This is a genomic window from Ruegeria sp. AF8, from assembly GCF_056541825.1.
This window is the reverse complement of the sequence record NZ_JBQFYW010000005.1, coordinates 219,100-244,396: the sequence shown is the minus strand read 5'-3', so window position 1 is coordinate 244,396 and position 25,297 is coordinate 219,100. Positions and strand designations below refer to the sequence as shown.

At 66.0% G+C, this 25,297-nt stretch carries 16 protein-coding genes; 7 read left to right on the top strand and 9 right to left on the bottom strand.

All coding sequences use genetic code 11. The features are described from left to right. Positions 1-24: 24 nt before the first annotated feature. On the bottom strand, positions 25-2,955 hold the full coding sequence (locus ACR0AO_RS11825; RefSeq protein WP_480603648.1) for an error-prone DNA polymerase: 2,931 nt from the start codon (positions 2,953-2,955) through the stop codon (positions 25-27). Positions 2,956-3,065: 110 nt separating this feature from the next. On the opposite strand from ACR0AO_RS11825, the gene ACR0AO_RS11820 reads away from it, so the two are divergent. Further along, the gene (locus ACR0AO_RS11820; RefSeq protein ID WP_480603647.1) at positions 3,066-3,530 is read left to right on the top strand and encodes a DUF1203 domain-containing protein; all 465 of its coding nucleotides are present in this window, start codon (positions 3,066-3,068) and stop codon (positions 3,528-3,530) included. Here the strand turns inward: ACR0AO_RS11820 and ACR0AO_RS11815 are convergent. Next, positions 3,527-4,519 (bottom strand): ABC transporter ATP-binding protein, encoded by a 993-nt coding sequence (locus ACR0AO_RS11815; protein WP_480603676.1) that lies wholly within the window; start codon positions 4,517-4,519, stop codon positions 3,527-3,529. The genes ACR0AO_RS11820 and ACR0AO_RS11815 overlap by 4 nt on opposite strands. 87 nt (positions 4,520-4,606) lie before the next feature. On the opposite strand from ACR0AO_RS11815, the gene ACR0AO_RS11810 reads away from it, so the two are divergent. Together ACR0AO_RS11810 and polA are read left to right on the top strand one after the other, a co-directional pair. Further along, entirely contained in the window at positions 4,607-4,786 is a 180-nt protein-coding gene (locus ACR0AO_RS11810) for a zinc-finger domain-containing protein (protein WP_480603644.1), read from the top strand. A gap of 149 nt (positions 4,787-4,935) precedes the next feature. Beyond that, positions 4,936-7,740, top strand: coding sequence for a DNA polymerase I (gene polA / locus ACR0AO_RS11805; RefSeq protein ID WP_480603641.1), 2,805 nt, complete (start codon positions 4,936-4,938; stop codon positions 7,738-7,740). A gap of 38 nt (positions 7,741-7,778) precedes the next feature. Here the strand turns inward: polA and ACR0AO_RS11800 are convergent, their stop codons facing one another. From ACR0AO_RS11800 to ACR0AO_RS11790, 3 genes are all read right to left on the bottom strand, one after another. Further along, the gene (locus tag ACR0AO_RS11800; RefSeq protein ID WP_480603639.1) at positions 7,779-8,009 is read right to left on the bottom strand and encodes a DUF2798 domain-containing protein; all 231 of its coding nucleotides are present in this window, start codon (positions 8,007-8,009) and stop codon (positions 7,779-7,781) included. A gap of 70 nt (positions 8,010-8,079) precedes the next feature. Further along, complete coding sequence (locus ACR0AO_RS11795) at positions 8,080-8,835, bottom strand: hydroxypyruvate isomerase family protein (protein ID WP_480603637.1); 756 nt, start codon at positions 8,833-8,835, stop codon at positions 8,080-8,082. 221 nt (positions 8,836-9,056) lie between these two features. Continuing rightward, the gene (locus ACR0AO_RS11790) at positions 9,057-9,638 is read right to left on the bottom strand and encodes a DUF1285 domain-containing protein (protein ID WP_480603635.1); all 582 of its coding nucleotides are present in this window, start codon (positions 9,636-9,638) and stop codon (positions 9,057-9,059) included. A gap of 64 nt (positions 9,639-9,702) precedes the next feature. On the opposite strand from ACR0AO_RS11790, the gene ACR0AO_RS11785 reads away from it, so the two are divergent. Genes ACR0AO_RS11785 through ACR0AO_RS11770 form a run of 4 tightly spaced genes read left to right on the top strand, consistent with a single transcriptional unit; the run spans position 9,703 to position 16,380 of the window. Continuing rightward, positions 9,703-10,710, top strand: coding sequence for an AAA family ATPase (locus ACR0AO_RS11785; protein ID WP_480603633.1), 1,008 nt, complete (start codon positions 9,703-9,705; stop codon positions 10,708-10,710). Beyond that, the gene (locus ACR0AO_RS11780) at positions 10,707-11,582 is read left to right on the top strand and encodes a DUF58 domain-containing protein (RefSeq protein WP_480603631.1); all 876 of its coding nucleotides are present in this window, start codon (positions 10,707-10,709) and stop codon (positions 11,580-11,582) included. The genes ACR0AO_RS11785 and ACR0AO_RS11780 overlap by 4 nt, the downstream gene beginning before the upstream one ends. Further along, complete coding sequence (locus tag ACR0AO_RS11775; RefSeq protein ID WP_480603629.1) at positions 11,579-14,341, top strand: DUF4159 domain-containing protein; 2,763 nt, start codon at positions 11,579-11,581, stop codon at positions 14,339-14,341. Before ACR0AO_RS11780 ends, ACR0AO_RS11775 begins: the two co-directional genes overlap by 4 nt. Next, positions 14,338-16,380, top strand: coding sequence for a hypothetical protein (locus tag ACR0AO_RS11770; RefSeq protein ID WP_480603627.1), 2,043 nt, complete (start codon positions 14,338-14,340; stop codon positions 16,378-16,380). Before ACR0AO_RS11775 ends, ACR0AO_RS11770 begins: the two co-directional genes overlap by 4 nt. A 6-nt stretch (positions 16,381-16,386) precedes the next feature. Here the strand turns inward: ACR0AO_RS11770 and ACR0AO_RS11765 are convergent, their stop codons facing one another. The 4 genes from ACR0AO_RS11765 to ACR0AO_RS11750 are packed head-to-tail and all read right to left on the bottom strand — an operon-like array spanning position 16,387 to position 25,258. Next, positions 16,387-17,229 (bottom strand): 2-keto-4-pentenoate hydratase, encoded by an 843-nt coding sequence (locus ACR0AO_RS11765; RefSeq protein WP_480603625.1) that lies wholly within the window; start codon positions 17,227-17,229, stop codon positions 16,387-16,389. 13 nt (positions 17,230-17,242) lie between these two features. After that, positions 17,243-19,279 (bottom strand): penicillin-binding protein 1C, encoded by a 2,037-nt coding sequence (pbpC, locus tag ACR0AO_RS11760; protein ID WP_480603623.1) that lies wholly within the window; start codon positions 19,277-19,279, stop codon positions 17,243-17,245. Further along, complete coding sequence (locus tag ACR0AO_RS11755; protein ID WP_480603621.1) at positions 19,272-19,835, bottom strand: putative glycolipid-binding domain-containing protein; 564 nt, start codon at positions 19,833-19,835, stop codon at positions 19,272-19,274. Before ACR0AO_RS11755 ends, pbpC begins: the two co-directional genes overlap by 8 nt. After that, positions 19,832-25,258 (bottom strand): alpha-2-macroglobulin family protein, encoded by a 5,427-nt coding sequence (locus tag ACR0AO_RS11750; RefSeq protein ID WP_480603619.1) that lies wholly within the window; start codon positions 25,256-25,258, stop codon positions 19,832-19,834. The genes ACR0AO_RS11755 and ACR0AO_RS11750 overlap by 4 nt, the downstream gene beginning before the upstream one ends. Between the last annotated feature and the right edge of the window lie 39 nt (positions 25,259-25,297).

Here is a 25,297-nt window from a genome sequence, read left to right as displayed (position 1 = left end):
CGGGCAATCTTTAGCCAGTCGAAGTTAGTTGAAATGGCTCATATCAGTCTCAAATCCGCCCTTCTCCCCCGGCGTCAGCAGATGGCGGAGCAGCGCGACGGGGTGGGCCTTGAGGCTTAACCGCATGGCGACGTAATCCTCGACCACCTCTTCGCCCAGCGACATCCGCGGCAGGCGGGCGGCGGGTTCGGGCAACGCCTCGCCTTCGATATCCTGCGCAAACAGCGGCAGGGGACGGGCGGTGGCGATGGCCTTGGCGGCCCAGAGCGCCTCGCGCCGGCTGAGGCCGCAGGAGGTAAAGGCGTCGGCCTCGGCCAGGCGTTCGATGACCACAGGGGAAAGGCCGGCGCGGCGCCAGACATCTTCGACCTGGTGGTATCCGTTGCCGCGTGCGGCGGTGAGCCAGCTTGCGTCCTCTTCCGCGAGCCCCTTGATCTGGCGGAAGCCCAGCCGCAGCGCCAGCCCGCCGCGCCCGTCGGGTTCCATCACATTGTCCCAGAAGCTGGCGTTGATGCAGACCGGGCGCACCTGTACCCCATGCGCGCGGGCGTCGCGGACAATCTGGGCCGGGGCATAAAAGCCCATCGGCTGCGAGTTCAGCAGCGCGCAGGCAAAGATGCCGGGATGATGACATTTGATCCAGGCGCTGGCATAGACCAGCAACGCGAAAGAGGCGGCGTGGCTTTCGGGGAAGCCGTAGGAACCAAACCCTTCGATCTGGGAAAAGCAGCGTTCGGAAAAGTCATCGTCATAGCCGTTACGCTTCATCCCGCGCAGGAACAGGGCGCGGAACTCGCTGACATTGCCGTGCTTCTTGAAGGTCGCCAGCGAACGGCGCAGCCGGTCGGCCTGTTCCGGGGTGAATCCCGCGCCGACGATGGCGATCTGCATCGCCTGTTCCTGAAACAGCGGCACGCCCAGCGTTTTGCCCAGCACCTCGCCCAGTTCGTCCGAGGGAAAGCTGACCTGTTCCTCGCCATTGCGGCGGCGGATATAGGGGTGGACCATGTCGCCCTGAATTGGGCCGGGGCGGATAATGGCGACCTCGATCACCAGATCGTAGAAATTGCGCGGCCGCATCCGGGGCAGGAAGTTCATCTGTGCACGTGATTCCACCTGAAACACGCCAACCGAGTCGGCCTTGCACAGCATGTCATAGACCACCGGATCCTCGGGCGGCAGGGTGGCCAGCGTATAGCCGGTCTGGTGGTGCTGGCCGATCAGATCGAACGCCTTGCGGATGCAGGTGAGCATCCCGAGGCTGAGGACGTCGACCTTGAGGATACCCAAACTGTCGATGTCATCCTTGTCCCAGCAGATGACGGTACGACCCTCCATCGTGGCATTTTCGATGGGGATAAGCTCGTCCAGCCGCCCCTCGGTGATGATGAAGCCGCCCACATGTTGCGAGAGGTGGCGGGGGAAGCCGTTGATCTCATAGACCAGTGTTAGAGTCTGTTTCAGGCGGCGATCCTCGGGGTCGAGGCCAATCTCACGCATGCGTTCGGCCTCAAGACCGGCGGCCGAGAAAAACCCCCAGAGCTGGGATGAGAGTGCTGAAATGGTGTCTTCGGTCAGGCCCATGGCGCGGCCCACCTCGCGAATGGCGCGCTTGCCGCGATAGTGGACGACCGTGGCGCAGAGGCCCGCGCGGTGGCGGCCATAGCGGTCATAGATGTGCTGGATCACTTCTTCGCGGCGTTCATGTTCGAAATCCACGTCGATATCGGGTGGCTCGTCGCGGGCCTCGGACACGAAACGTTCAAAGACCATCGTGCCCATCTCGGGGCTGACCTCGGTGATGCCGAGACAGAAACAGACCACTGAATTGGCCGCCGAGCCGCGCCCCTGGCACAGGATGCCGCGCGACCGGGCGAATTTGACGATGTCACGGACGGTCAGAAAATAGGGTTCGTATTTCAGCTTGCCGATCAGCGCGAGCTCGTGCGCCAGCATCTTTTTCGCCTTGTCCGGAGCCCCGGCGGGATAACGCCATTTCAACCCCTCATGCGCCAGACGATGCAGGCGCTCGGTTGGGGTTTCCTGCTCGTTACCCTCGCTGGGATATTCATAGCGCAGCTCGTCGAGCGAGAATGTGAGCTGTTCACTGAGTGCGTGGGCGCGGACGACAGCGCCCTCATGATCCCTGAAAATACGCAGCATTTCGGGTTCCGACCGCAGGCGCTGCTCGCCATTGGCCAGCGCATTGCGGCCCAGTTCATCCACCTTGCGGCGCAGGCGGATGGCGGTCAGTACGTCGGCCAGCTTGCGGCGGGTACCGTGATGCATCAGCGGCGTGGCGCTGGCGAGGGTTGGAATACCGAGTCGCTTTGATTCAGTCTCTAATAAAGAGAAATATGCACTATCTGCGCCATCATACCGGGGGTGCATCAACAGATGCATCCGCCCGGCAAAGCGGCGCGTCAGCTGTTGCGCCTGTGTCCGCCATGCATCCGCGCCGCCCGAAAACCGAGGCGCTTGTGGCCAGAGCAGCAGGTGGAGACCGTCGGAGAATTCGAGCAGGTCCGACAGATGCAGGATGCAGTCGCCTTTCTCGGCGCGCAGGCGGCCCTTGGACAGGATACGGCACAGGTTGGCCCAGCCCTGCCGGTTCAGCGGCAGGGCGGTGACGGTGGGTGCGTCGGTGAAGATCAGTCGCGCCGCCGGGATCAGGCGTGGCACCGCGTGGATCGGGTACGACGACGGTTTGGGAATGTGATCGGGGCAAAGCGGACCTACGGATGTGTTCTGCGCCTCCCACTCCAGCCGTTCGCGCACCTTGCGGGCAATCTCGCGCCCTTGCGTATGGGCGCGGACAATGCCGGCGACCGAATTGTCATCGGCAATGGCAATGGCAGGCAGGCCCAGGGTGACCGCACGCTCCATGTATTCCTCGGGGTGCGAGGCCCCGGTGAGGAAGGTGAAATTCGAGGTGATCGACAGTTCGGCATACATGGCGATTCCATATTATATTCACGTTTTGTTCTTTTTCGAGTCCTTTACGCAGGAAACGGGTCGCTTGGGTCTGGTCCGGTGGGCATGGTCGGGAAAAAAGGAGACCCGAGATGTTCAGAATTACAGCCCTACCCACCGATGAGGTACGCGCCCTTCAGGCCGGCGGCCCGGATGCCTATGGTACTGCGCCAGAGCACGCGGTTTCGACGGGCGCAGGCAACCCCTGCCGCCACTGTTTGCAGAACATTCCCGAAGGAGAGGAGATGCTGATACTGGCGCATCGCCCTTTCTCAGAGACACATCCCTATGCCGAAACCGGCCCGATCTTTCTGTGCGCCGCTCCTTGTGAGCGGTATGAGGGCGAGGCGTTGCCCGAGATTCTGACCTCATCCCCGGATTATCTGATCAAGGGCTATGGCAAGGACGATCGGATCGTCTATGGCACCGGGGCGATCACGCCCACAGACCGGATTGCCGCACAGGTCAGCGATATCTTTGCCCGCCCCGACGTGGCCTATGTTCATGTTCGGTCGGCGCGGAACAACTGCTATCAGGCGCGAATCGACCGGGCCTAGAGCTTGACGCGATGGATGCCCCGGCGTGGCCGGTCCTGATCGTCGGCCGGGTGGTCATCCTGGCGGCTGGAGGTCAGCGCGAGGAACACGTCCTCAAGATCCGCTTCCTCGGTGCGGACGTCGCGGATGCGGATACCGGCCTGCCGGACCGCCTCCAACACCTGTTCGGCGCTGGTGTCGTGACTGCGGTATTGCAGTTCGAGCGTGCCGTCGGCGCGCAGCTCGGCCTGAACGCCTTGGGCCTGTGGCAAAATGGAAATGGCGGCGTCAGGGACGATCACCATGGTCCGGCTGTCCATGCGCCCAAGCAGGTTGGCGGTGCTGTCCTGCGCGATCTTTTCGCCGTGGTTGATGATGGCGATCTCGTCACACATTTCCTGCGCTTCTTCCAGATAATGCGTGGTCAGGATGATGGTCATGCCCTGCTCGTTCAGCCGGCGCACATTGGTCCAGAGCATCTGACGCAGCTCGATATCGACACCGGCGGTCGGCTCGTCCAGCACCAGAACCTTGGGATGATGCACCAGCGCCTTGGCCAGCAAGAGCCGCCGCCGCATGCCCCCCGACAGGGTGCGGGCATAGGCCTCGGCCTTGTCGGAGAGGCCGACCAGTTCGAGAATCTCATCGCTGCGGCGTTCCGATTTCGGCACTCCGTAAAGACCGGCCTGCACTTCCAGCGCCCCGCGCGGGGTGAAAAAGGGGTCGAGGTTCAGTTCCTGTGGCATCACACCAATGGCGGCGCGGGACTGACGCGGGAAACGATCCTGATCGTGGCCCCAGATCTGGACCCTGCCCGAGGTCTTGACCACCAGACCAGCCAGAATGTTGATCAGGGTCGATTTCCCGGCCCCGTTCGGGCCCAGCAATCCAAAGACAGACCCGCGCGGAACGGTCAGGTCGATGCCTTTCAGGGCGTGCTTTTCAGGCTGACCCTTGCCGCCGCGATAGGTCTTGCGCAGCCCGTCGATCCTGATTGCCGCATCGTTCATGTGGCTCTTGCCCCCGGTTTGCTCATCGCTCATAAACGCACCTAATACATGCCCGCGAGGCCGACAACCGAAGAAGGATCGCCAGCCGTGACCATCGAAGCGCCGGAAACCAGGATCGTTGAAACCGCCCGTGTCGCCTGTGACGGCGGCGAAGGCGCATTGGGCCATCCGCGCGTCTGGCTGCAGATCCCCGAAGATAGCGGTTGGGTCGAGTGCCCCTATTGCGACTGCAAATATGTGCTGTCCGGGCGCGAGGCCGAGGCCTGAACGCGCGCCATTGACGGGATCGCCTTGAGGGGCGGGCGTATTTCCATATTTGGAACGAAAAGAAGCTGCGGGTTGCATTGAATTGGCAACTGGCATGCACGGGCGTGTCGTGGCACAACTGCGCGAGCGCAAACAGAAACGAGAGCATCATGTCGCAGAACTTCGGAAAAGGGTGTCATCTGCATCTGATCGACGGGTCGGCCTTTATTTTCAGGGCCTATCACGCGCTGCCGCCGCTGACGCGGAAATCGGATGGGTTGCCGATCGGGGCCGTTTCGGGCTTCTGCAACATGCTGCAGAAATATGTCGAGGACAGCTCCGGACCGGACGCACCGACCCATGTGGCGGTGATCTTTGACAAGGGGTCGCACACGTTCCGCAATGAGCTTTACGACCAGTACAAGGCCAATCGCGAGGCGATGCCCGAGGATCTGCGCCCGCAGATACCGCTGACCCGTCAGGCGACGCAGGCCTTCAACATCGCCTGCAAGGAGTTGGAGGGCTACGAGGCCGATGACATCATCGCCACGCTATCGCATCAGGCGCGCGATGCGGGTGGGCGGGTGACCATCGTGAGCTCCGACAAGGACCTGATGCAGCTGGTCGGCGACGGGGTCGAGATGCTGGACGCGATGAAGAACAGGCGCATCGACCGGGACGGCGTGTTCGAGAAATTCGGCGTGGGGCCGGAACGGGTGGTGGACGTGCAGGCCCTGGCCGGGGATTCGGTGGACAACGTACCGGGGGCCCCGGGGATCGGGGTGAAGACGGCGGCGTTGCTGATCAACGAATTCGGCGACTTGGAAACGCTGCTGGACCGTGCCGAAGAGATCAAGCAGCCCAAGCGCCGCCAGACACTGATCGAAAAGCGCGACCAGATCGAGTTGTCGAAGAGGCTGGTGCAGCTGGATACGCAAACGCCACTGGACTTCACGCTGGACGATCTGGAGGTGCGTGAACCCGAGCCGGATACGCTGATGGCTTTTCTGGCCGAGATGGAGTTCCGGACGCTGACCAAGCGGATCGCCGACAAAATGGGGGTCGAGGCGCCCGTGATTGCCGAGAAGGCCTCGCCCGAGGCCGACGAGGCGGCCATGCCGGAACAGCCACCGTTTGACGCGGCGAACTATGAATGCGTGCGCGATGCCGCGGCGTTGCAGAAATGGATCGACCGGGCGAATGAGCGCGGATGGGTGGCGGTGGATACCGAGACCACCGGCCTTAACGAGATGATCGCCGGTCTGGTGGGGATATCGCTGTGCATCGAGCCGGGGGAGGCCTGTTACATCCCGCTGACCCATCGCGAGGGGGCGAGTGACGATCTTTTCGGCTCGGATGCTTTGGCCGAGGGGCAGATGCCCCTGGAGGAGGCGCTTGCGCAGTTGAAACCGGTGCTGGAAGACCCGGCGGTTCTGAAAATCGGGCAGAACATGAAATACGACGCCAAGATCTTTGCGCGTCATGGCGTCAGTGTCACGCCGATCGATGACACGATGCTGATGTCCTATGCGATGCATGCCGGTGAGCATGGCCATGGGATGGATACGCTGTCCGAGCGGTATCTGAGCCACACGCCGATCCCGATCAAACCGCTGCTGGGCTCGGGCAAGTCGGCGATCACCTTCGACAAGGTGCCGATTGACGAGGCCACAGCTTACGCTGCCGAGGACGCGGATATCACTCTGCGTCTGTGGAAATTGTTCAAACCGCAACTGCATCAGGTGCAGGTGACCACGGTCTATGAAACGCTTGAACGCCCGCTGGTCCCGGTACTGGCCGAGATGGAAATGCACGGCATCAAAGTCGACCGCGATGTGCTGAGCCGCATGTCGAACGCCTTTGCGCAGAAAATGGCCGGGTTAGAGGCTGAAATTCACGAACTGGCCGGTGAGAATTTCAACGTCGGCTCGCCTGCACAGCTGGGTGAGATCCTGTTCGACAAGATGGGGCTGGAAGGCGGCAAGAAGGGCAAGACCGGGAAATACTCGACCGGGGCGGATATTCTGGAAGACCTTGCAACCGAACATGAACTGCCACGCCGGGTGCTGGACTGGCGGCAGCTCAGCAAGCTGAAATCGACCTATACCGACGCTCTGCAGACCCATATCAACCCGGATACGGGCCGGGTGCATACCTCGTATGCCATCACCGGTGCCAACACGGGGCGGCTAGCCTCGACCGATCCGAACCTGCAGAACATCCCGGTGCGCACCGAGGAAGGCCGGCGCATTCGCGAGGCGTTCATCGCCGAGCCGGGGAATGTGCTGGTCAGCCTGGACTACAGCCAGATCGAGCTGCGGATTCTGGCGCATATCGCCGGGATCGATGCGCTGAAACAGGCCTTTGCCGATGGGCTGGACATTCACGCCATGACCGCGTCCGAGATGTTCGACGTGCCGCTGGACGAGATGACGCCCGAGATCCGGCGGCAGGCCAAGGCGATCAATTTCGGGGTGATCTATGGTATCTCGGGCTTTGGTCTGGCGCGCAACCTGCGCATCCCGCGGGCCGAGGCGCAGGGGTTCATCGACCGGTATTTCGAGCGTTTTCCGGGAATTCGGCGCTATATGGACGACACCATTTCCTTTGCCAAGGAGCATGGCTATGTCCAGACGCTGTTCGGGCGCAAGATTCACACCACCGAGATCAACGCCAAGGGGCCGCATGCGGGCTTTGCCAAACGCGCGGCAATCAACGCGCCGATTCAAGGCACGGCGGCGGATGTGATCCGGCGCGCCATGGTGCGGATGCCGGACGCGATCCGGGGCCTACCGGCGAGGATGCTGTTGCAGGTGCATGACGAATTGCTGTTCGAAGTGGCCGAGGGCGCCGTGGACAGCACCATCGCCGCCGCCCGGGATGTGATGGAAGGCGCGGCCGATCCGGCGGTGAAGCTGGATGTGAAGCTGACGGTGGATGCCGGACAGGGCGCGAACTGGGCCGAAGCGCACTAGGGCGCTCAACGGATCCAACGCACCTTCTTCGCGGCGGCTCAGGGGTCGGGTCTGACCAGGCGGGAAACCAGTTTGCGGACGGCGGGCCCGGCGATAAGGATGACCGCAAAGGCCACCGGCCAGCTGAGGGTCCATGCCTCCATCCATTTCGACGCGAGGCCCGGCGCAAAGCCCAGCGTGCGCATGGTGGCAACGCAGGTCACGATACAGGACATCAGCCCCGAAATGATGAGTGCGAACAGGGCAGGTGCGAAGCGGGCGGGTATCATTTGGCAACTCGGTCTGGTGGGCGCATCATACCTCGCATATGCAATATGACTGCCGGTTCGTCAGCACGCATCATTGTCGCATCCAGTGCAGCGAGTCCACCGTGCGGGCCGTGGAGGGCGTATATTCGGCGCTGACCCAGCCGTCATAGCCACCGGCGTCGAGGGCCGCGAACAGGGCCGGGAAATCGATCGGCCCGGATGCGGGTTCTGTCCGGTCGGGTGCAGCGCCTATCTGTACGTGAAACACCTGCTTGTGGAATTTTTCCCAGACGGCCTGCGCGTCGCCATGGATCATCTGGGCGTGGAAGCTGTCGAATTGCAGGCCCACATTGGGGCGGTCGACCCGGTCGAGGATATCGGCGGCGAGATCGTAGTCGTTGAGGAAATAGTCCGGTTGCGAGACCGGGTTCAGCGGCTCGATGGTGAAGCGCTGGTGCGGGGCATGATCGGCCGCCCATTGCAGGTTGCGCACCAACGTCGCAGCCGCCTGGGACCCGGCAGTATAACCCGACATCAGGTGCACCAGACCGGGGCGGAGAACCTGTACATAGCGCATGACCCGGCGGATGTCGGACCGAAACCGGGCCTCCCCTTCGGGCAAGGCGGCATAGCCGGGCTGTCCGCCGGTGTAGTTGGGGGGTGGCGCGTTGATCAGCACCAGGTCCAGCCCCGAGGCCAGCACGGCGTGTTTGGTTTGCTGTGCGGGAGCGTCGTAGGGGAACAGGATCTCGACCGCCTCGAACCCCGCATCGGCCGCCGCCTGAAACCGGTCGAAAAACGGCAACTCGCTGAACAGCAGGGAAATATTGGCGGCAAATCGGGGCATGGCGGCTCTTGCGTAACGTCGCCCAAGTCATAGCCGGGTAATTTTTGTCATGAAAGGGCCGGAAACCGACAGATTGTCGAAAATGAGCCGGACCGGCCGGGACAGCCGGCGTTGCGCCGGGGAAGATCCGTTTCTAATTTTCACCCCGACCCACCGAAAGAACGGCCATGTCCTCCGGCTCGGAGCCTGTCCCGGATGCGGCCCCGGCGCGAAATCCGGCGTCAGGTGTCTTCGAGGTCTTCGGACGGGGCGACCGGAAAGAACCGGCCCGACGACCAGACGCCGAACCAGCCGTCATGATGGCTTCCCAGATCAATCAGACGGTAAAAGCTTTTGCGGTCGATCAGCGCCTCAAGCTCGGCGCGTATCAGGATATAGGGCGACGGTTCCTGCGTGTGCGGGTTGCGCGAGACGCGAATGGGATGGTCGGGGCCGGCGGTGGCGGTGTCGCCGACCTGGGTGGTGAAGGTCAGTATTTGCGCCTCACCCGTGCCCGAGGCCTCGACATCGACGGCGAGGAACGGTGCGTCATCGACGGTGATTCCCACCTTCTCGGCCGGCGTAACGAGGAAATACTTGCCGTCTTCCTTGCGCAGAATCGAAGAAAACAGCCGTACCATCTCGAACCGGTTGATCGGGGTTCCTTCGTAAAACCATGTCCCGTCGCGGGCGATGCGCATATCCAGATCGCCGCAAAAGGGCGGGTTCCACAGGTGAACCGGCGGCAGGCCCAGGGGTTTCACCGTTCTGACCGACGCAGCGAGTGCATCGGCGGAGGGTGTCACGGTATTTTGTCCGCTCATTGTTTTTGCCATTTCCTCTCAGCGCGATACACTTCAATCATATAACTCCACGGAAGGGAAAGCCATGTCCGAACCTGCCGAGCTCGTCGCCGAGATCGAAGCGCTTGAAGAAAAGCTGCAACAGGCCAAATCCTCGATCACCCGCAGGTTCATCGGGCAGGAGCGGGTTGTCGACCTGACCCTCACCGCGCTGCTGTGCGGCGGGCATGCGTTGCTGATCGGCCTGCCGGGTCTGGGCAAGACGCGGCTGGTCGAGACGCTGAGCACCGTGATGGGGCTGCATGGCAACCGCATCCAGTTCACGCCCGACCTGATGCCCGCCGATATTCTGGGCTCGGAGGTACTGGACACCGCAGAGGACGGATCGCGGCATTTCCGTTTCATTCAGGGGCCGATTTTCTGTCAGCTGCTGATGGCGGACGAGATCAACCGGGCCAGCCCGCGCACCCAGTCGGCGCTGTTGCAGGCGATGCAGGAGCGGACGGTGACGGTGGCCGGCGAGGATCGTTCGCTGGGGGTACCGTTCCACGTTCTGGCAACGCAGAACCCGATCGAGCAGGAAGGCACATATCCCCTGCCCGAGGCACAGCTTGACCGGTTTCTGGTGCAGGTCGATGTCGACTATCCCGACCGGCAGACCGAACGCGACATTCTGATCGCGACGACCGGGATCGAAGAGGATCGGTCGGTACAGATCTTCACCAAGGAGGAGTTGTTGGCGGCGCAGGTTCTGTTGCGCCGGATGCCGGTTGGCGACTCGGTGGTCGAGATGATCCTGGATCTGGTGCGCGCCTTCCGGCCCGAAGAACCCGGCGCCTCGGAGCGGGTACGCGAGACCGTGGCCTGGGGACCGGGGCCGCGCGCGGCGCAGGCGCTGATGATGACGGTGCGGGCGCGGGCGATGCTGCAGGGGCGGCTGGCACCCGATGCCGAGGACGTCATCGACATGGCGCGGCCGGTGCTGAGCCACCGGATGGCACTGAATTTCGCCGCGCGGGCGCGGGGCGACAGCCTGGCCGATCTGATTGAAACCACCGCCGCCGGACTGACCCGTAGCGAGGCGGCGGCGTGAATGCGGCGCTGACCCTTCGTGAAAGATCCGAGGCAGAGGCGTCGCGGTTGCCGCCGCTTCTGGCACGGGCCGAGCATCTGGCGGGCACCGTTTTGCTGGGCGATCACGGGCGGCGGCGCGCGGGGCTGGGTGACGATTTCTGGCAATACCGACCGGCGCAGGTCGGTGACAGCAAGCGGATGATCGACCATCGCCGCTCGGCGCGCGGCGATCAGCAATATGTGCGCGAGCGCGAGTGGCAGATCGCCCAGTCGGTGATGTTGTGGGTGGATCAGGGCGCGTCGATGCGGTTTGCATCGGATAAGGCTCTGCCGACCAAGATCGACCGGGCGCGCCTGCTGGGTCTGGCGACCGCGATATTGCTGGTGCGCGGCGGCGAGCGGGTCGGACTGACCGGGACGACATTGCCGCCAAGACGCGGCAACGCGCAGGTGGTGCGGCTGGCCGAGGCCTGGTCGCAGGATGCCGGGGCGGATTATTCCCCGCCGGAGCACCGCGCGATGATCCCGCATTCGCGGGCCGTATTCCTTTCGGATTTTCTGGGCGATCTGGATGAGGTGGAACTGGCGCTGACCAAGGCCGCCGACAGGGGTGTGCGCGGGGTTCTTCTGCAGGTGCTCGATCCGGGAGAAGAGAGTTTTCCGTATCGCGGGCGCACGATCTTTGAAAGCGTCGGTGGCACGCTGCGGCACGAGACGCTGAAAGCGGGCGATTTGCGCCGGCGCTATCTGGACCGGTTGGCCGAGCGCAAGGACGCCTTATATCAGTTGTGCCGCGCGACCGGCTGGCGGCTGGGGCAGCACCACACCGGTGAAAGCGCCCAGGCCGCCTTGCTGTGGCTGTACCGCGCCCTGGATGGAGGTACCCGATGACCGTGCTGGCTGGCATCGGCTTTACCGCACCCTGGCTGTTGCTGGGGCTTTTGGCGCTGCCGGTGCTGTGGCTGATCCTGCGGGCGGTGCCGCCCGCGCCGATCCGGCGGTTGTTTCCGGCGGTGACGCTGCTGCTGGGGCTGAAGGATGACGAAAGCGTGTCGGACCGCACCCCGTGGTGGCTGTTGCTGCTCAGGATGCTGGTGGCGGCGGCGATCATCATCGGACTGGCCGGGCCAGTGCTGAACCCGTCGCGGGACGAGGCGGGCAGCGGGCCGGTGCTGATGGTGCTGGACGCCAGCTGGGCCGGGGCGGCGCGATGGCCCGCGACGCTGAACCAGATCGACGCCCAGCTGACCGAGGCCGGTCGTGCCGGGCGGCCGGTGGCGATCTTGCGCCTGACCGACCCGGAGGAGCCGGTTTTCCTTGCCGCCGAGGCGTGGCGCAGTCGGTTGCCCGGTCTGTTGCCGATGCCGTGGCAACCGGGACAGGATCAGATCGACGCGTCTTTGGCGGCGCTCGGTGCGGTGGAGGGCCGCTATGACGCGATGTGGTTCAGCGATGCCCTCGAGTACGAGGGCCGCGATGAGGTGTTGGCCGCGTTACGGGGCCGGGGCGGCGTGACCGTCTTTCAGAGCGACACGCAGGTGGTTGGCCTGTTGCCGGCCCGGTTCGAGGATGGCGCCGTGCAACTGACCGCTGTCCGGTCGCACCCTGCACCGGCGCGGTCGGTGACGATTCAGGCCCAGGGGCGCGACCCGGCAGGAACGATGCGGGTTCTTGCAACCGCCACGGCGGAGTTTGCCGAAGGCGAGGCGCAGGTGCACGTCGCGCTGGCACTGCCGTCCGAGCTGCGGGCGCGGATCACCCGCTTCGATATCGAGGGCCAGCGGTCTGCGGCGGCAACCAGCCTGACGGATGACAGCCTGCGGCGGCGCGAGATCGCCCTGATCACCAACAGCAGCAACCGTGAGGGGCTGGAGTTGCTGTCGCCGCCGCATTATCTGACCCAGGTGCTGATCCCGACCGCCGATTTCGTGGATGGCGATCTGCATGAGGTGCTGCCCGCCAATCCAGATGTCATCGTCCTGGCCGATATCGCCACATTGTCGGCACGCGAAGAAGCCGAACTGATCGAATGGATCGAAAAGGGCGGATTGCTGCTGCGGTTTGCGGGTGCGCGCATGGCGGCCAGCGACCTGGGGCAGGATACGGACAACGCCCTGTTGCCCGTGCGCCTGCGCAGCGGTGGCCGCACCGTCGGCGGCGCAATGAGCTGGGGCGAGGCCAAGGGTCTTGCGCCCTTCCCCGAGTTTTCGCCCTTTCACGGGCTGACCATCCCCGATGAGGTCACCGTGACCACGCAGGTGATGGCGCAGCCCGGCCCGGACCTTGCCGACAAGGCCATAGCCTCTCTGACCGATGGCACGCCGCTGGTGACCCGCAAATCGCTGGGGCTGGGACAGGTTGTGCTGTTCCATATTTCGGCGGATGCGGAATGGTCCACCCTGCCCTTGTCCGGCCTGTTCGTCGAGATGCTGGACCGGCTGGCGGTGGCCTCTGCCGCCAAGTCGCAGCAGGTCGAGCTGTTGCAGGGCACCGTCTGGGCGCCGGATCAGGTGATGAACGGGTTCGGAGATCTGTCTGATGCGGGCAATCTGCCCGGTGTCGATGGCGCCGCACTGATCGAGGGGCGCGCGGGACCCGAGCTGCGCCCGGGCGTCTATGTGAACGACAAGCAGCGGCTGGCGCTGAACGTTCTGCCCGAAGAAGCCGTGCTGAAACCGGCGATCTGGCCGGCAGATGTTCCGGTCAGGGGCGTGGAGATCGAGCGGGATATGCCGCTGGGCGGCATCCTGCTGAGCCTGGCACTGATCCTGCTGGTGGTGGATGTGGTGGCGTCGCTGGCGCTGTCGGGACGGCTGTGGCTGGCGCGGACGGCGGCACTGGTGCTGGGTGTTGCGCTTGCCGCGCCGCAGGTGCAGGCGCAGACCGACGGCGACACCGACTTTGCGCTGTCCTCGACCAAGGAGCTGGTGCTGGCGCATGTCCTGACCGGCGACCGGCAGGTGGACGATGTCGCGCAAGCGGGGTTGCGGGGCCTGTCGGATACGCTGTTCTATCGCACCTCGGTGGAACCTGCGGAGCCGGTGGGCGTTGATCTGGAGCGCGACGAACTGGCATTCTTCCCCCTGCTTTACTGGCCGATCTCGGTGGATCAGCCCGAGCCGTCCGCCGAGGCCTATGCCCGGCTGAACGCCTATCTGCGCTCGGGCGGCATGATCCTGTTCGACACGCGCGACGCGGATATCGCCCGGTTCGGCGTGGCGAGCCCGAATGGCCGCAAGCTGCAGGCGCTGGCGGCGCCGCTGGACATTCCGCCGCTGGAACCGGTGCCGCACGATCACGTGCTGACCCGCGCCTTTTACCTGCTGCAGGACTTTCCGGGGCGCCATGCCGGTACCGAGATCTGGGTCGAGGCCGCACCGCCGGATGCCGAGCAGGTCGAGGGGATGCCGTTCCGCAATCTCAACGACGGGGTGACGCCTGTAGTGATCGGCGGCAACGACTGGGCCGGGGCTTGGGCGGTGGACCGCAACGGGCAGTCGCTGTTGCCTGTCGGGCGCGGCTACGCCGGGGAGCGGCAGCGCGAACTGGCGCACCGGTTCGGCGTAAATCTGGTGATGCATGTGCTCACCGGCAACTACAAATCCGATCAGGTGCATGTGCCTGCTCTGCTGGACAGGTTGGGACAATGACAGGAACCGTCATATTCGATCCTCTGATCCCCTGGCCGGTTCTGACCGTGGTGGCCGCGCTGGCGCTGACCGGGATCGTTCTGGCGCTGTGGCGGGGTTTGTCGGGCTGGGCGCTACGCGGTCTGGCGGCGCTGATCCTGGTCGCGGCGCTGACCGGGCCGGTCTATCAGATCGAGGATCGCGCACCGCTGACTGACATCGTGCTGATGATCGAGGACGAAAGCGCCAGTCAGAAGCTGTCGGACCGGCAGGACCAGACCGTTGAAGCCGCCGAAAGGCTGGCCGCAGTCATCGAGGCGCGCGACAATACCGAACTGCGCCGCATCCGCGTCGGCGATGGCGAGGGCGACGAGGGCACACAGGTGATGAGGGCGCTGACCGAGGCGCTGGCCGAGGAGCCGCGCGCCCGCATCGCCGGGATCATCGCCCTGTCGGATGGCCTGATCCACGACGCCGGTCAGGCCCCCGACCTGCCCGCGCCGATGCATCTGCTGCTGACGGGCCGGGCCGGGGACTGGGACCGACGGCTGATCGTCAGAAATGCGCCGGCCTTTGCCATCATTGACGAGCCGGTGACCCTGACCCTGCGCATCGAGGACAGCGGCGACGCCCCCGCCGGGCGCGCGGTTGCGCCGCTGGAGCTTTCGGTCGACGGGGGCGAGCCGGAACGGTTCGACCTGCCGATCGGGCAGGATATCGAGGTGCCGATCACCCTGCCGCATGGCGGGCGCAACGTGATCCAGTTCACGGTGCCGGCTTCCGAGGGCGAATTGACCGACCGCAACAACACCGCGCTGATCCAGATGAACGGGGTGCGCGACCGGCTGCGGGTGCTGCTGGTGTCGGGCGAGCCGCATCCGGGCGGGCGCACGTGGCGCAACCTGCTGAAATCGGACAGTTCGGTCGATCTGGTGCATTTCACCATCCTGCGCCCGCCGGAAAAGCAGGACGGCGTGCCGGTGGACGAGCTGAGCCTGATCGCCTTTCCAACCCGCGAACTGTTTCTGGAAAAGATCGACGATTTCGACCTGATCATCTTTGACCGCTACAAGCGGCGCGGCATCCTGCCCGCCATCTATCTGGACAACGTCACCGACTATGTGAACAAGGGCGGCGCCGTTCTGGTGGCGGCGGGACCGGATTTCGCCACCGCAGACTCGATCTTTCGGTCGCCGCTTGCGCCAATCCTGCCCGCCCAGCCCACGGCGCGGGTGTTCGAGGAGCGCTATGTACCGAAAGTGTCCGATCTGGGCCGCCGCCATCCGGTGAGCGCCGATCTGGGCGACCCGGAGGATTGGGGCGCGTGGCTGCGCCAGATCGACGTACACGATCGCACCGGCGACGTGCTGATGACGGGGGTCCAGGACCGTCCGCTGCTGGTTCTGGACCGGGTCGGCGAGGGCCGCGTGGCGCTGCTGGCCTCGGACCACGCGTGGCTCTGGAGCCGCGGATACGAAGGCGGCGGGCCGCAGCTGGAGCTGCTGCGGCGGCTGGCGCACTGGATGATGAAAGAGCCCGAGCTTGAGGAAGAGGCGCTGTGGGCCGAGGCCACCGGCCAGTCCATGCGCATCATCCGCCGCACGCTTGAGAACGGGGTCGGGCCGCTGACGGTGACCCGGCCCAATGGCGAAACGGAGGAACTGACGCTGGAAGAAGTCTCTCCCGGACGTTACGAGGCCCGGTATTTCGGCCCCGAGATCGGGCTTTATCGCCTGCGCGAGGGCGAGCGCGAAGCGGTGATCGGTCTGGGCCCAGCCGCGCCGAAGGAGTTCGAGCAAACGATTGCCACCGGTGAGATCGTCGCGCCGGTTCTGGCCGGGCTGCGCGGCGGGGTCATGCGGCTGGAGGATGGCCTGCCCGCGATCCGTTCGGTGCGCGAAGGGCGGCCCGCCTCGGGCCGGGGCTGGATCGGGCTGACCCCGCGCGGGGCCTATGAAACACGTGATGTCACGCAGGCGGGGCTGTTGCCGCCGTGGCTGGTGCTGTTGCTGGCCTCGGGCTTTCTGCTGGCCGGATGGCTGCGCGAGGGGCGGCACTGATCCCGGTTACTTGAACACCACGCTGACCGTGGGATCGCCGGGCAGGCCGATATAGCTGGCCGAGGCCCCGCCCTTGCCTTTGACGGGCGGCACCAGCGGGCCGAAGGAGCCGACGGAAATCAGGTCACCGGGCCTGAACGCGATCCCCTTGGATATCAGCCACAGGACGGAATTCGCCGGATGGCCCAGAACCGCCGTTCCCGGGGCCGTGGCCAGAACCTCGCCATCCGCCGCGCGCAGTATCACCTGCATGGCGGCCAGCGCCCGCGACATGGCGGCGGGATCGTCAACCGGGATCTCGGCCCCCATGACGCCGAGCCTGGAGCCGACGCCAATGGCGGTCAGAGTGACGGCGGTGATCGGTTCGCCCTCGGCCAAAATCAGGTCGGGCAGTTCGATGAACGGGTGCACCGCGGAGATATGGGCCATCACCTCGTCCGGCGTCGCGGCCTGATTGATGCCCTCGTCCCCCACCACCAGGATCAGATCGGCCTCGAACACCGGGCGTGTGCCCCAGTTGGCGGGCACCTCGGCCCCGTCGGGCAACATCATGTCCCGATAGAGAACGCCCCGGACCGGCTCGCTGACGCCGAACCGGTCCTGAGCGGGTTTGCTGGTCAGCCCTGCCTTGTAGCCGACAAGCGGCCCCAGATGCGGCGTCAGCGCGGCGGCCAGTTTGGCCTGGGTACAGTGCGCGTCCTCCATGCTGCCGTCCCGGATCAATGCCGCGGCCGGCCTGTTCGACAGGTAATCCGCGACAAAGGCGTCGATCTGTGCGTCGGTGGCGCAATCGGCAAGAGCGGAAGTCGCGGCAAAGCTGGCCGCAAGCGCTGCAATCAGGCGTTTCATGAAACTCTCCCTTTCAATCGATTTCGATGAAAATCCGGTCCGACCGGCCTTTGGCATCCACGAGAACAAGCGAGGCATATCCCCGGCCCGGGCTTGGAATTTCGAACTCGCGCTGCCGGATGCCGGTGGCGACGGGACGGCCATCGGCCAGCAGCGAATAAGGCCCCTGCCCGCCGCGCAGTTTCACGGTCAGCGACGCGCCCAGGCTTGCCAGCCGCGCGCCGTCGGGCGGGAACAGCAGTTGCGGCGCGTCGGCAGCGGCCCGGAACGCCGCCGAACGAGGCCGAAACCGCTGCAGGGGCGGCGGCAGTTCGGCGGCGCCGACGATCAGGGTCGCGGGCGGCGGAGGCGGCAGCGGGTCGAAGGCGGGTTTCAGGCGTCCGAATGCCTCGAACAGCACGGGCGCCGCCAGATCGCCGCCAAAGGCGCCCGGCACCGGGGTGCCGTCGGCGCGGCCCAGCCAGACACCGATCACGTGCCGCCCGTCATAACCGATGGCCCAGGCATCGCGGTGACCGTAGGAGGTGCCGGTCTTGTAGGCCAGAACGTTGCCCGGCGCGCCCGGTGGCGGCGCGAGGCCCGCCAGTATGTCGCCGACCTGCCAGGCGGCGACATCCGAGATCACCCGCGCGGTGCTGCCCGCCGGGCCGGTCAGCCGGTCGCGCAGCAACGGCCCCTGCCCTCCCGCCGCAAGGACGGCATAAAGCTGCACCAGATCGCGCAGGGTGATCCCCACGCCCCCCAGTGACACCGCCAGCCCCGGCGCGCCGCCGGCGAGGCGCGGGCGGGTTCCCGCGCGGTTCAGCGCGGCCATGACCCGGCCGGGCCCCAGCGCATGGGTCAGGCGCACGACGGGGATATTGAGCGACATCTGCAACGCCTCACGCACCCGCACATCGCCCCGGAACACGCCGTCGAAATTGCGCGGGGAATAGCGCCCGAACATCACCGGGCCGTCATGGATCAGGGTTTCGGGATGAGCCATGCCCTGATCGAAGGCCAGCCCGTAGACCAGCGGTTTCAGGGTCGAACCCGGCGAACGCAGCGCGGTGGTCATGTCGACGAAGCCGCGCCGCGCATCGCCATATCCGGCGGAGCCGACCGAAGCGAGGATGTCTCCGCTGGTGTGATCGGCAACCACCAGCGCGCCGGATACGCGTGGCCCGGCCCCGGTGGCGGCGCGGGCGATCAGCGGTTCGAGTTCGGCTTGCAGCCGCGCATCAATGGTCAGGTCGTGGACCGGCGATGCGGCCGATGCGGACACCGCGCGATCCGCCAGATGGGCGGCCAATTGCGGAAAGGGGCGCAGTTTCACCGGAACCGGTTCGGTAAGGGCGGCCCGCATTTCGGGCTGCGGCAGCGCGTTCTGATCGGCCATCCTGTGCAGCACCCGGTCCCGTGCCCGCGTCGCGGCAAGGTGATGCCGGTCGGGCCTGCGGGTTTCGGGCGATTGCGGCAGGGCCACCAGCAGCGCGGATTGCGCCGGGGTCAGGCGGCGCGGCTCCCTGCCGAACCATGCCAGAGTGGCGGCGCGCACGCCTTCGAGGTTGCCACCATAGGGGGCGTGGGTCAGGTAGAGGTCGAGGATTTCCTGCTTGCTCAGCCGCCGTTCCAGCGCCAGCGCCACCCGGATCTGGCGCAGCTTGCCGCGCCACCGTCCCGTCGGGCCGTTTTCCAGCAGCCGCGCCACCTGCATTGTCAGGGTCGAGCCGCCCGACACCGCCCGCCGGTTTCCGAGCGCCTGCGCGGCGGCGCGGATCATCGCCAGCGGATCGACACCGGAATGGGTCCAGAAGCGTTTGTCCTCGTATCGGATCAGCATCGCAACAAAGCCCGGATCGACCGGCCCCGGCCGCAGCCGCCACAGGCCGTCCGCCACCGGATAGGCCCGTAGCAACGTGCCGGCGCGGTCGCGTATCTCGACCGAGGTTTCGGCCAGAACCGGCGGCAGGTCGGTGCGGTCGATCCAGTCATCCGCCGCGTCACGTGCAAGACCGGCAAGATACAGCGCGACCGCGAGGCCAAGCCAGAGGCGCGCAGACCTAGCCATCGACCCATCCCTCCCACAGGCCCGGATAGTCGGTGACGAAGCCCGAGGCGTGCACCTCGAGCTCGGCCTCGAAATTCGGCGAGCTGTAGCGGATGCCCGTGGCGTCGATGCGGGTATAGATCTGGTCCAGCCGCGCCAGCATGCCGAAGCCGGGTGTCAGCCAGGCGGCGCTGATATGCACGCTTTGGCCCTTGTCCAGCGACAGGCGGCGCAGCGGCAGCAGGTTGGTGGCCGGGGTGAAGCTGAGGTCGAGGTCGTGGCAGTTGGCGGTGTTGTCCTGCATCTCGTCGTTCAGCAGCCAGCCCTGCGGGCCGCGATGCAGGCGCATGGCGATGGCGCGCCCGCCAACATGACCCGCCACATCCGCCGACAGGCTGTACCAGTCGGGATCGCAGCGCACGTCATAGGTCAGGTTGGCGTCGATACCGTCGTCATGCCACAGCGCCTGACCGACCAGCATCCAGCCCTGGTCCAGCCGCGACAGGGTGCAGCGGTCGGTGCCCTCCATGTCGAGCCGCCGCCAATGGGCCGAGGCGACGGCCTTGCGCCCGGTCATCGCACCACGACCTGCCCGGCGCCGGTCCAGGCTCGGTTGCGGGGGCGGTACATATCCTCGACCGAGGCCGCCGGATGGTGGAAGCGGCCCGGGGTGACCGCCCGGCCGACATAGGCCAGCGTCACCGGGTCGAGGCCGAACCGGTCCACCGCCGCGAGGAACCGGTCGGAACGGAACTCGGCATGGGTCGCCTCGGAGAGGTTCAGCCAGTCGAGCGCACGCACGTCGCCCGAGCGCAGAAGGTTGGGATTGTCGATCTCGATCCCTGCCGGCAGCGGGTCGTCGATCATCAGCCGCGCGCCGCCATCCTCGAATGGCTTCACCGTCAGCACAGCCACGAAACGTTCGCCCATGGCAAAGTCGCGGCGGTCGAGCGGCGCGCCCTCCATCGAGAAATACTGGCGGGTGATGGAATAGCCGGAGCCGCCCGCCTGGGGTGCAACCTCGGGCACACCCGAAACGGTGAGGGTGATGTCGGTGCTCTGGCCATCGGTGGCGGTGATGTTGAGCGTCTCGTCCGTGGCCCCGTCGAGAACCTGCACGAAAGGACCCTCCACCGAGCCACCGTTCACGCGCAGGCCGGACCCTTCGGGCACCCGCACCAGAGCGTGTGCGGCCAGCAGGGACCAGGCCGCCTCTTGCGTCGAGAGCGTGCCGGTCTCGGCGCTGATCCGGGTCACGAGAGCATCGCGGTCGATGGCGGCGCTGCCCGCCTCGGTGGCCAGGGCCAGCACCCCGGCAGCATCGCGCAGCGGCGTGCCATAATCGGCGCGCCAGAGCGTTTCGGTGCGCGGGGGCCGGTCGGCGACCAGGCGCGCGGCGCGGGCGAACATGGCATCGGCGCGGGTCTGGTCACCGTAAGCCGCCAGCGCCGCGCCCAGCTGCGCCGCCGCCAGCGGGGTCGAGAATGCCTCGCCCTTGACATCGGCATAATAGCGCAGATCGCCCATCGCTGCCGCGCCTTCGCGCGCCAGTACCATCAGGGCATAGGCAATATCCCCGCCGCCCTCGTCGAAATCGGGGGCATAGTTGATGCGGTTGCGCAGATTGTCCATCGCCTGCGCAAAGGCGAGATCCGGCACCGCATGGCCCTGCGCGCGGGCGCGGGACAGGAAATCGCTGACATAGGCGTCGAGCCAGAAGTCGCCGCTGTCGGCGCGCCACAGACCAAAGGCACCGTTGCCGGCCTGCCGGGCCAGAACGCGGCGGATCGCAGCGTCGATCCGGCCCGACACCGCCGGGCCGTTACCCAGCCCCGTGGCCTGCGCCACCGAGGACAGATAGAGCAACGGCAGGGCCTGGCTGGTGACCTGTTCGGTGCACCCATAGGGGTAGCGGTCGAGCCGGTCCAGCAGGCCCGGCGCGTCGAACCGCGCCAGTGGCCCGGCGGACAGGATGGCCTTGCCGGACCCGGGTTGCAGCCCGGCAAAGACATCGTCCGAGAACAGGAAGCTGTCGCCAGCGCCCAGCGCAAAGCGGCGCGTTTGGGCCACGACCGGATCGTTGGCGCGTACCGGCAGGGTCTGCGATTGGGTCAAAGCGCGGCCGTCGGGCGTTGTGACGGCGACATCAATTGACGGATCGCCCAGCGCCACGGCGCGCAAAGGAATTTCGAATACCGCCGTGGCCCCCTCTTTCAGCGTGAAGCTGGCCGGGGAATCCCCCAGTTCCAAAGCGTCCGGCACGGACAGGTTCAGCCCCATATCCCCGGCAGGACCGTCGGCATGGACGATTTCCAGACGCAGCCGGCCGGTGTCGCCGGGGGCCAGAAAGCGCGGCAGGCTGGCGGTTACCACCACCGGGTCGCGCACGATCATCTCGGCCTCAGCCTGCCCCACGGCGCGGGACGACCAGGCGACCGCCATCAGACGCACGGTGCCGTTGAAGGCGGGCAGGGGCAGGTCGATCACCGCCTCGCGGTTGGCGTCCAGTTCCACCGGGCCGGAGAACACCGCCATCAGATCCTGCGTCGGAGGCGGCGATTGCATACGCAGCCCCAAATCACTGTCCCCGCCAGAGCGCACGGTTCCCATCGCACCGTTCATGCCGTCGATGAGGCGGCCATAGACGTCGCGCAACTCAACCCCCAGGCGGCGCTGGCCGAAATAGTACCCTCCGGGATCGGGGCTGTTGAAACCGGTGAGGTTCAGGATGCCCACATCGACCGCCGCCAGCGTCAGCCAGACCTGCTCGCCCTCGGCGGCGCCATCGACCCTGACGCGGGCCTGCTGGGTCTGGCGCGGCTCGGCAACCGGCGGCACCTCAATCGACACCGCAAGTTCCCGCCCGACCGGCGCAACAGTGGCGTGGGCCACGCCCAGCGCGCGGGCGGGGTTCTGACCGGCCGAAACATCCATCGGGCGGATCACGGTCGCGGTCACGTATGCGCCCGCGCCCCAGTCCTCGGTAACCGGCAGAGGGATGACGCTGACACCCTCGGGCACCTCGACCGTCTGGCGCGAGATCACCTTGTTCGACATCACCGCGATCTGCGCGATACCCGCCATGCGCGGCACGATCCGAAGCTGCGCGGTGTCACCGGGGCGATAGCTGTCACGGTCGAGCGACATCTCCAGCCGGTCGGGTGTGACGGTGGCATCCGCCGCCCGATACCAGCCGGCGAGGAAATCCACCGCTGCGGCGGTATAGGCACCGTCAAGGCGTTCGATCACCAGTTCATAGCGGCCCCAATCGACCGGCTGGCTGAGCGGCAGAGGTTCAGTGCCCAGATCGGCCTCGCCCGTGGTGATACGGGTGCGGCGCGTGGTGGGTTCCCAGTTCCAGTTGCCGTAGAGCTGATACCATTGATAGCGGGTCTCGACCCGGTTCAGGGTCCAGCGCACGCGCATGGGTGCGGGCGTCAGGTCGGGCGACAATGCGACGACCTGAAACGAGGCCTCGGCCCCTTCGGCCACCACCTCGTCGAACAGCGGCTTGATACCGATCACCGGGGTCTGCGGCAGGACCGGAGCGGTCAGGCGGCGTTCGACCGGGCGGCCCGAGCCGTCGGCCAGACGGGCAATCACCGTCGCCTCGAGCGGTTTTCCGGGCGCGTCGGCGGTGGGGATTTCTACCGCAACTGTCGCCAGCCCCTGCGCATCGGTTCGGTCGCCGCCGAACTGGCTGGACTGGGCCGAGACCGGCGCGTCATAGCGGCCAAAACGGTAACCCTCAAATCCCGCGACGGTTCCAGCGGCGCTGACCACCACCTGCCCGTCGATGGTCAGGTCCGAACCCGGCGCGCCAAAGAGATATCTGGCCTCGATCCGCAAGGGCGGGCTGTCGCCGGGGCGCAGGGGGGCGCCTGGCAGGGCCAGGTCAAAGTCGATGCGTTCGGGCAGGAAATCCTCGACCAGCACGGTCTGGCTGACCAGCGCCGGGCCCTGCGGATCGGTTCTGAGCTCGATCCGCCAAGTGCCGCGCGGAACGTCCGGGGCAACCGGCAGAGCAAAGACATGGCCGCCTGCCCTGCCCCCGTCCGAGACCGACCGGCGGTATTCGACCCCGTCGGGACGGCTAAGGATGGCGGTCAGCGGCAGCCCCTCGACTGCCTGCGCCCGGTCGTCCCGGGTCAGCGCGGTGACGTGGATGATCTCGCCCGCGCGGTAGGCGCCGCGATCGGTGGTCAGGAATACATCGACCGGCCCGGCGGGCGCGCGGCCCTCGACCCCGCGATCGGACAGGCCGAAGGCGGGATCGGTGAGCGACAGAAAGGAAAAATCCCGCTCGCCATCCGCCGCGAGAACAAGCGCCGGGGCCGCCGCCCCGCGCCCACGCGTCAGGCCGGGATCGAACCGGACATAGCCATCGGCATCGGTGGTGGCACTGGCGATCACCGCATTGGCCCGCGAGATCAGCGAAACCTCGACACCCTCGCGCGGTATGGCGTCACCGAGGCCGCGAATGCCCACATGCAGCCCGTCAGCACCCAACATCGAGCTGAGGCCCAGATCGGTCAGTACAAACCACTGGGTCGCGCCGGGATCGTCATAGGGATCGGCACCCGGCACCCGCGCGGTGAGCGCATAAATACCTGCCGGCTGCCCGGCGATCGCTTCCCCCATCGGCAGGCGCGAGGTCATGTCACGGTTAAGCTCGGATTGCACCCGGGCGGTGCCGGTCCAGACTTCCTGCGCGATCTCCGAGGAAAACTGCTGATCCTGCCAATGGCTCAGCGGGCGGCCAAAGAAGCCTTCCTGCACCGCGCGCAGCAGGTTACGGTCGCTGATCCGGCGAAGTTGGAGGTCGACGCCGGTCAGGTTGACGGTCTCGACCGGCAGCGCCGCGTCGGCGGCCTTGGGCAGGACATAGCTGCGGCCCGGAAACCGCACCGACGGCGTACGGTCGCGGACATAGTGGGTCAGGTCCACGTCCCTGATCAGCGCCTCGCCCGAGGCGGCGGGCAGGCCCTGCCGGAGGACAAGGCGATAGCGCTTGCCATGCTCGACCCCGTCCACACAAAGCTGACGGCCCTCGGCCTGCACCACCAGTTGCGGTTCGGGCAGTTGCACGAAGGGTTCGTAATCGACACCGGCCTGCACCAGCTGCTCCGAGAATTCGGTGCAGATGCGGGGCCGGGACGCATCGCTTTCGACAGTGGTTTCGGTGACACGGAAACCATATTTCGCCACCGCCGTAGCAAGCTCGGCCAGAATATCGGCGCGCGGGTGCAGATCAGAGGCCAGCCGCAGCGCCGACACCATGTCGCGGCCCCGGTCGTTGCGCTCCAGCGCGTCGGCCATCGCCGACAGGGCATTGACCTGCGCCGGCGGGGTTTCTGCCCGCAGGTACCCGTTGACGGCCGCATTCAGGGACCGTTCGGCATTGTCGCGTCTGCGCTGCCGGTCATCGGCGCGGATGTCGAGCAGCAACCGCGCATAGTCTGTCCACAACGCACCCTGATCGCTGAGCGACACGGCGATGCCCATCCATTGCATCGCCTGCAGGGGCGTATCCGCGGCCCTCGCCGCCGCCAGAACCGAATCCAGATCAAGCCCGCCGCCGGGGTGGCTCAGGCCGAGATCGCGCGCCTGATTGCGCGCGCGCGTCAAGTCGTCGTCTTTCAGAAACGCAAGTTCGGCCGCGCGGGTGCCGGCCCGGGCCTGCACATCCGCGTCTGTGGCGACCTTTTGCGCCGAAACCGCGCCTTTATAGGGTTCCTGACGAGTCACACCGGTTTTCGGGAAACAAGCGTTCGACCGGGTGTTGTAGGTGAAGGCCATGCATCTGTCATTGGACGAGCAGGCCCGAACGCAGGACAGCAGGTCGGTGTCGAACAGACCGTCCAGATCCGAGCCAAAGAAATCGGCACCACGGGTAACGACATAGCGGAATTCAGCCGTGCCGGATTGCGCAAGCAGGCCGGCCGCCCCGGAAAAGCTCAGCAAAATCAAGGAAATTGAGAAGAGTGCAAAGCGGCGCATGGCGACCTCCTGTTTGGTCTCAGGGTGACACGGGCAACC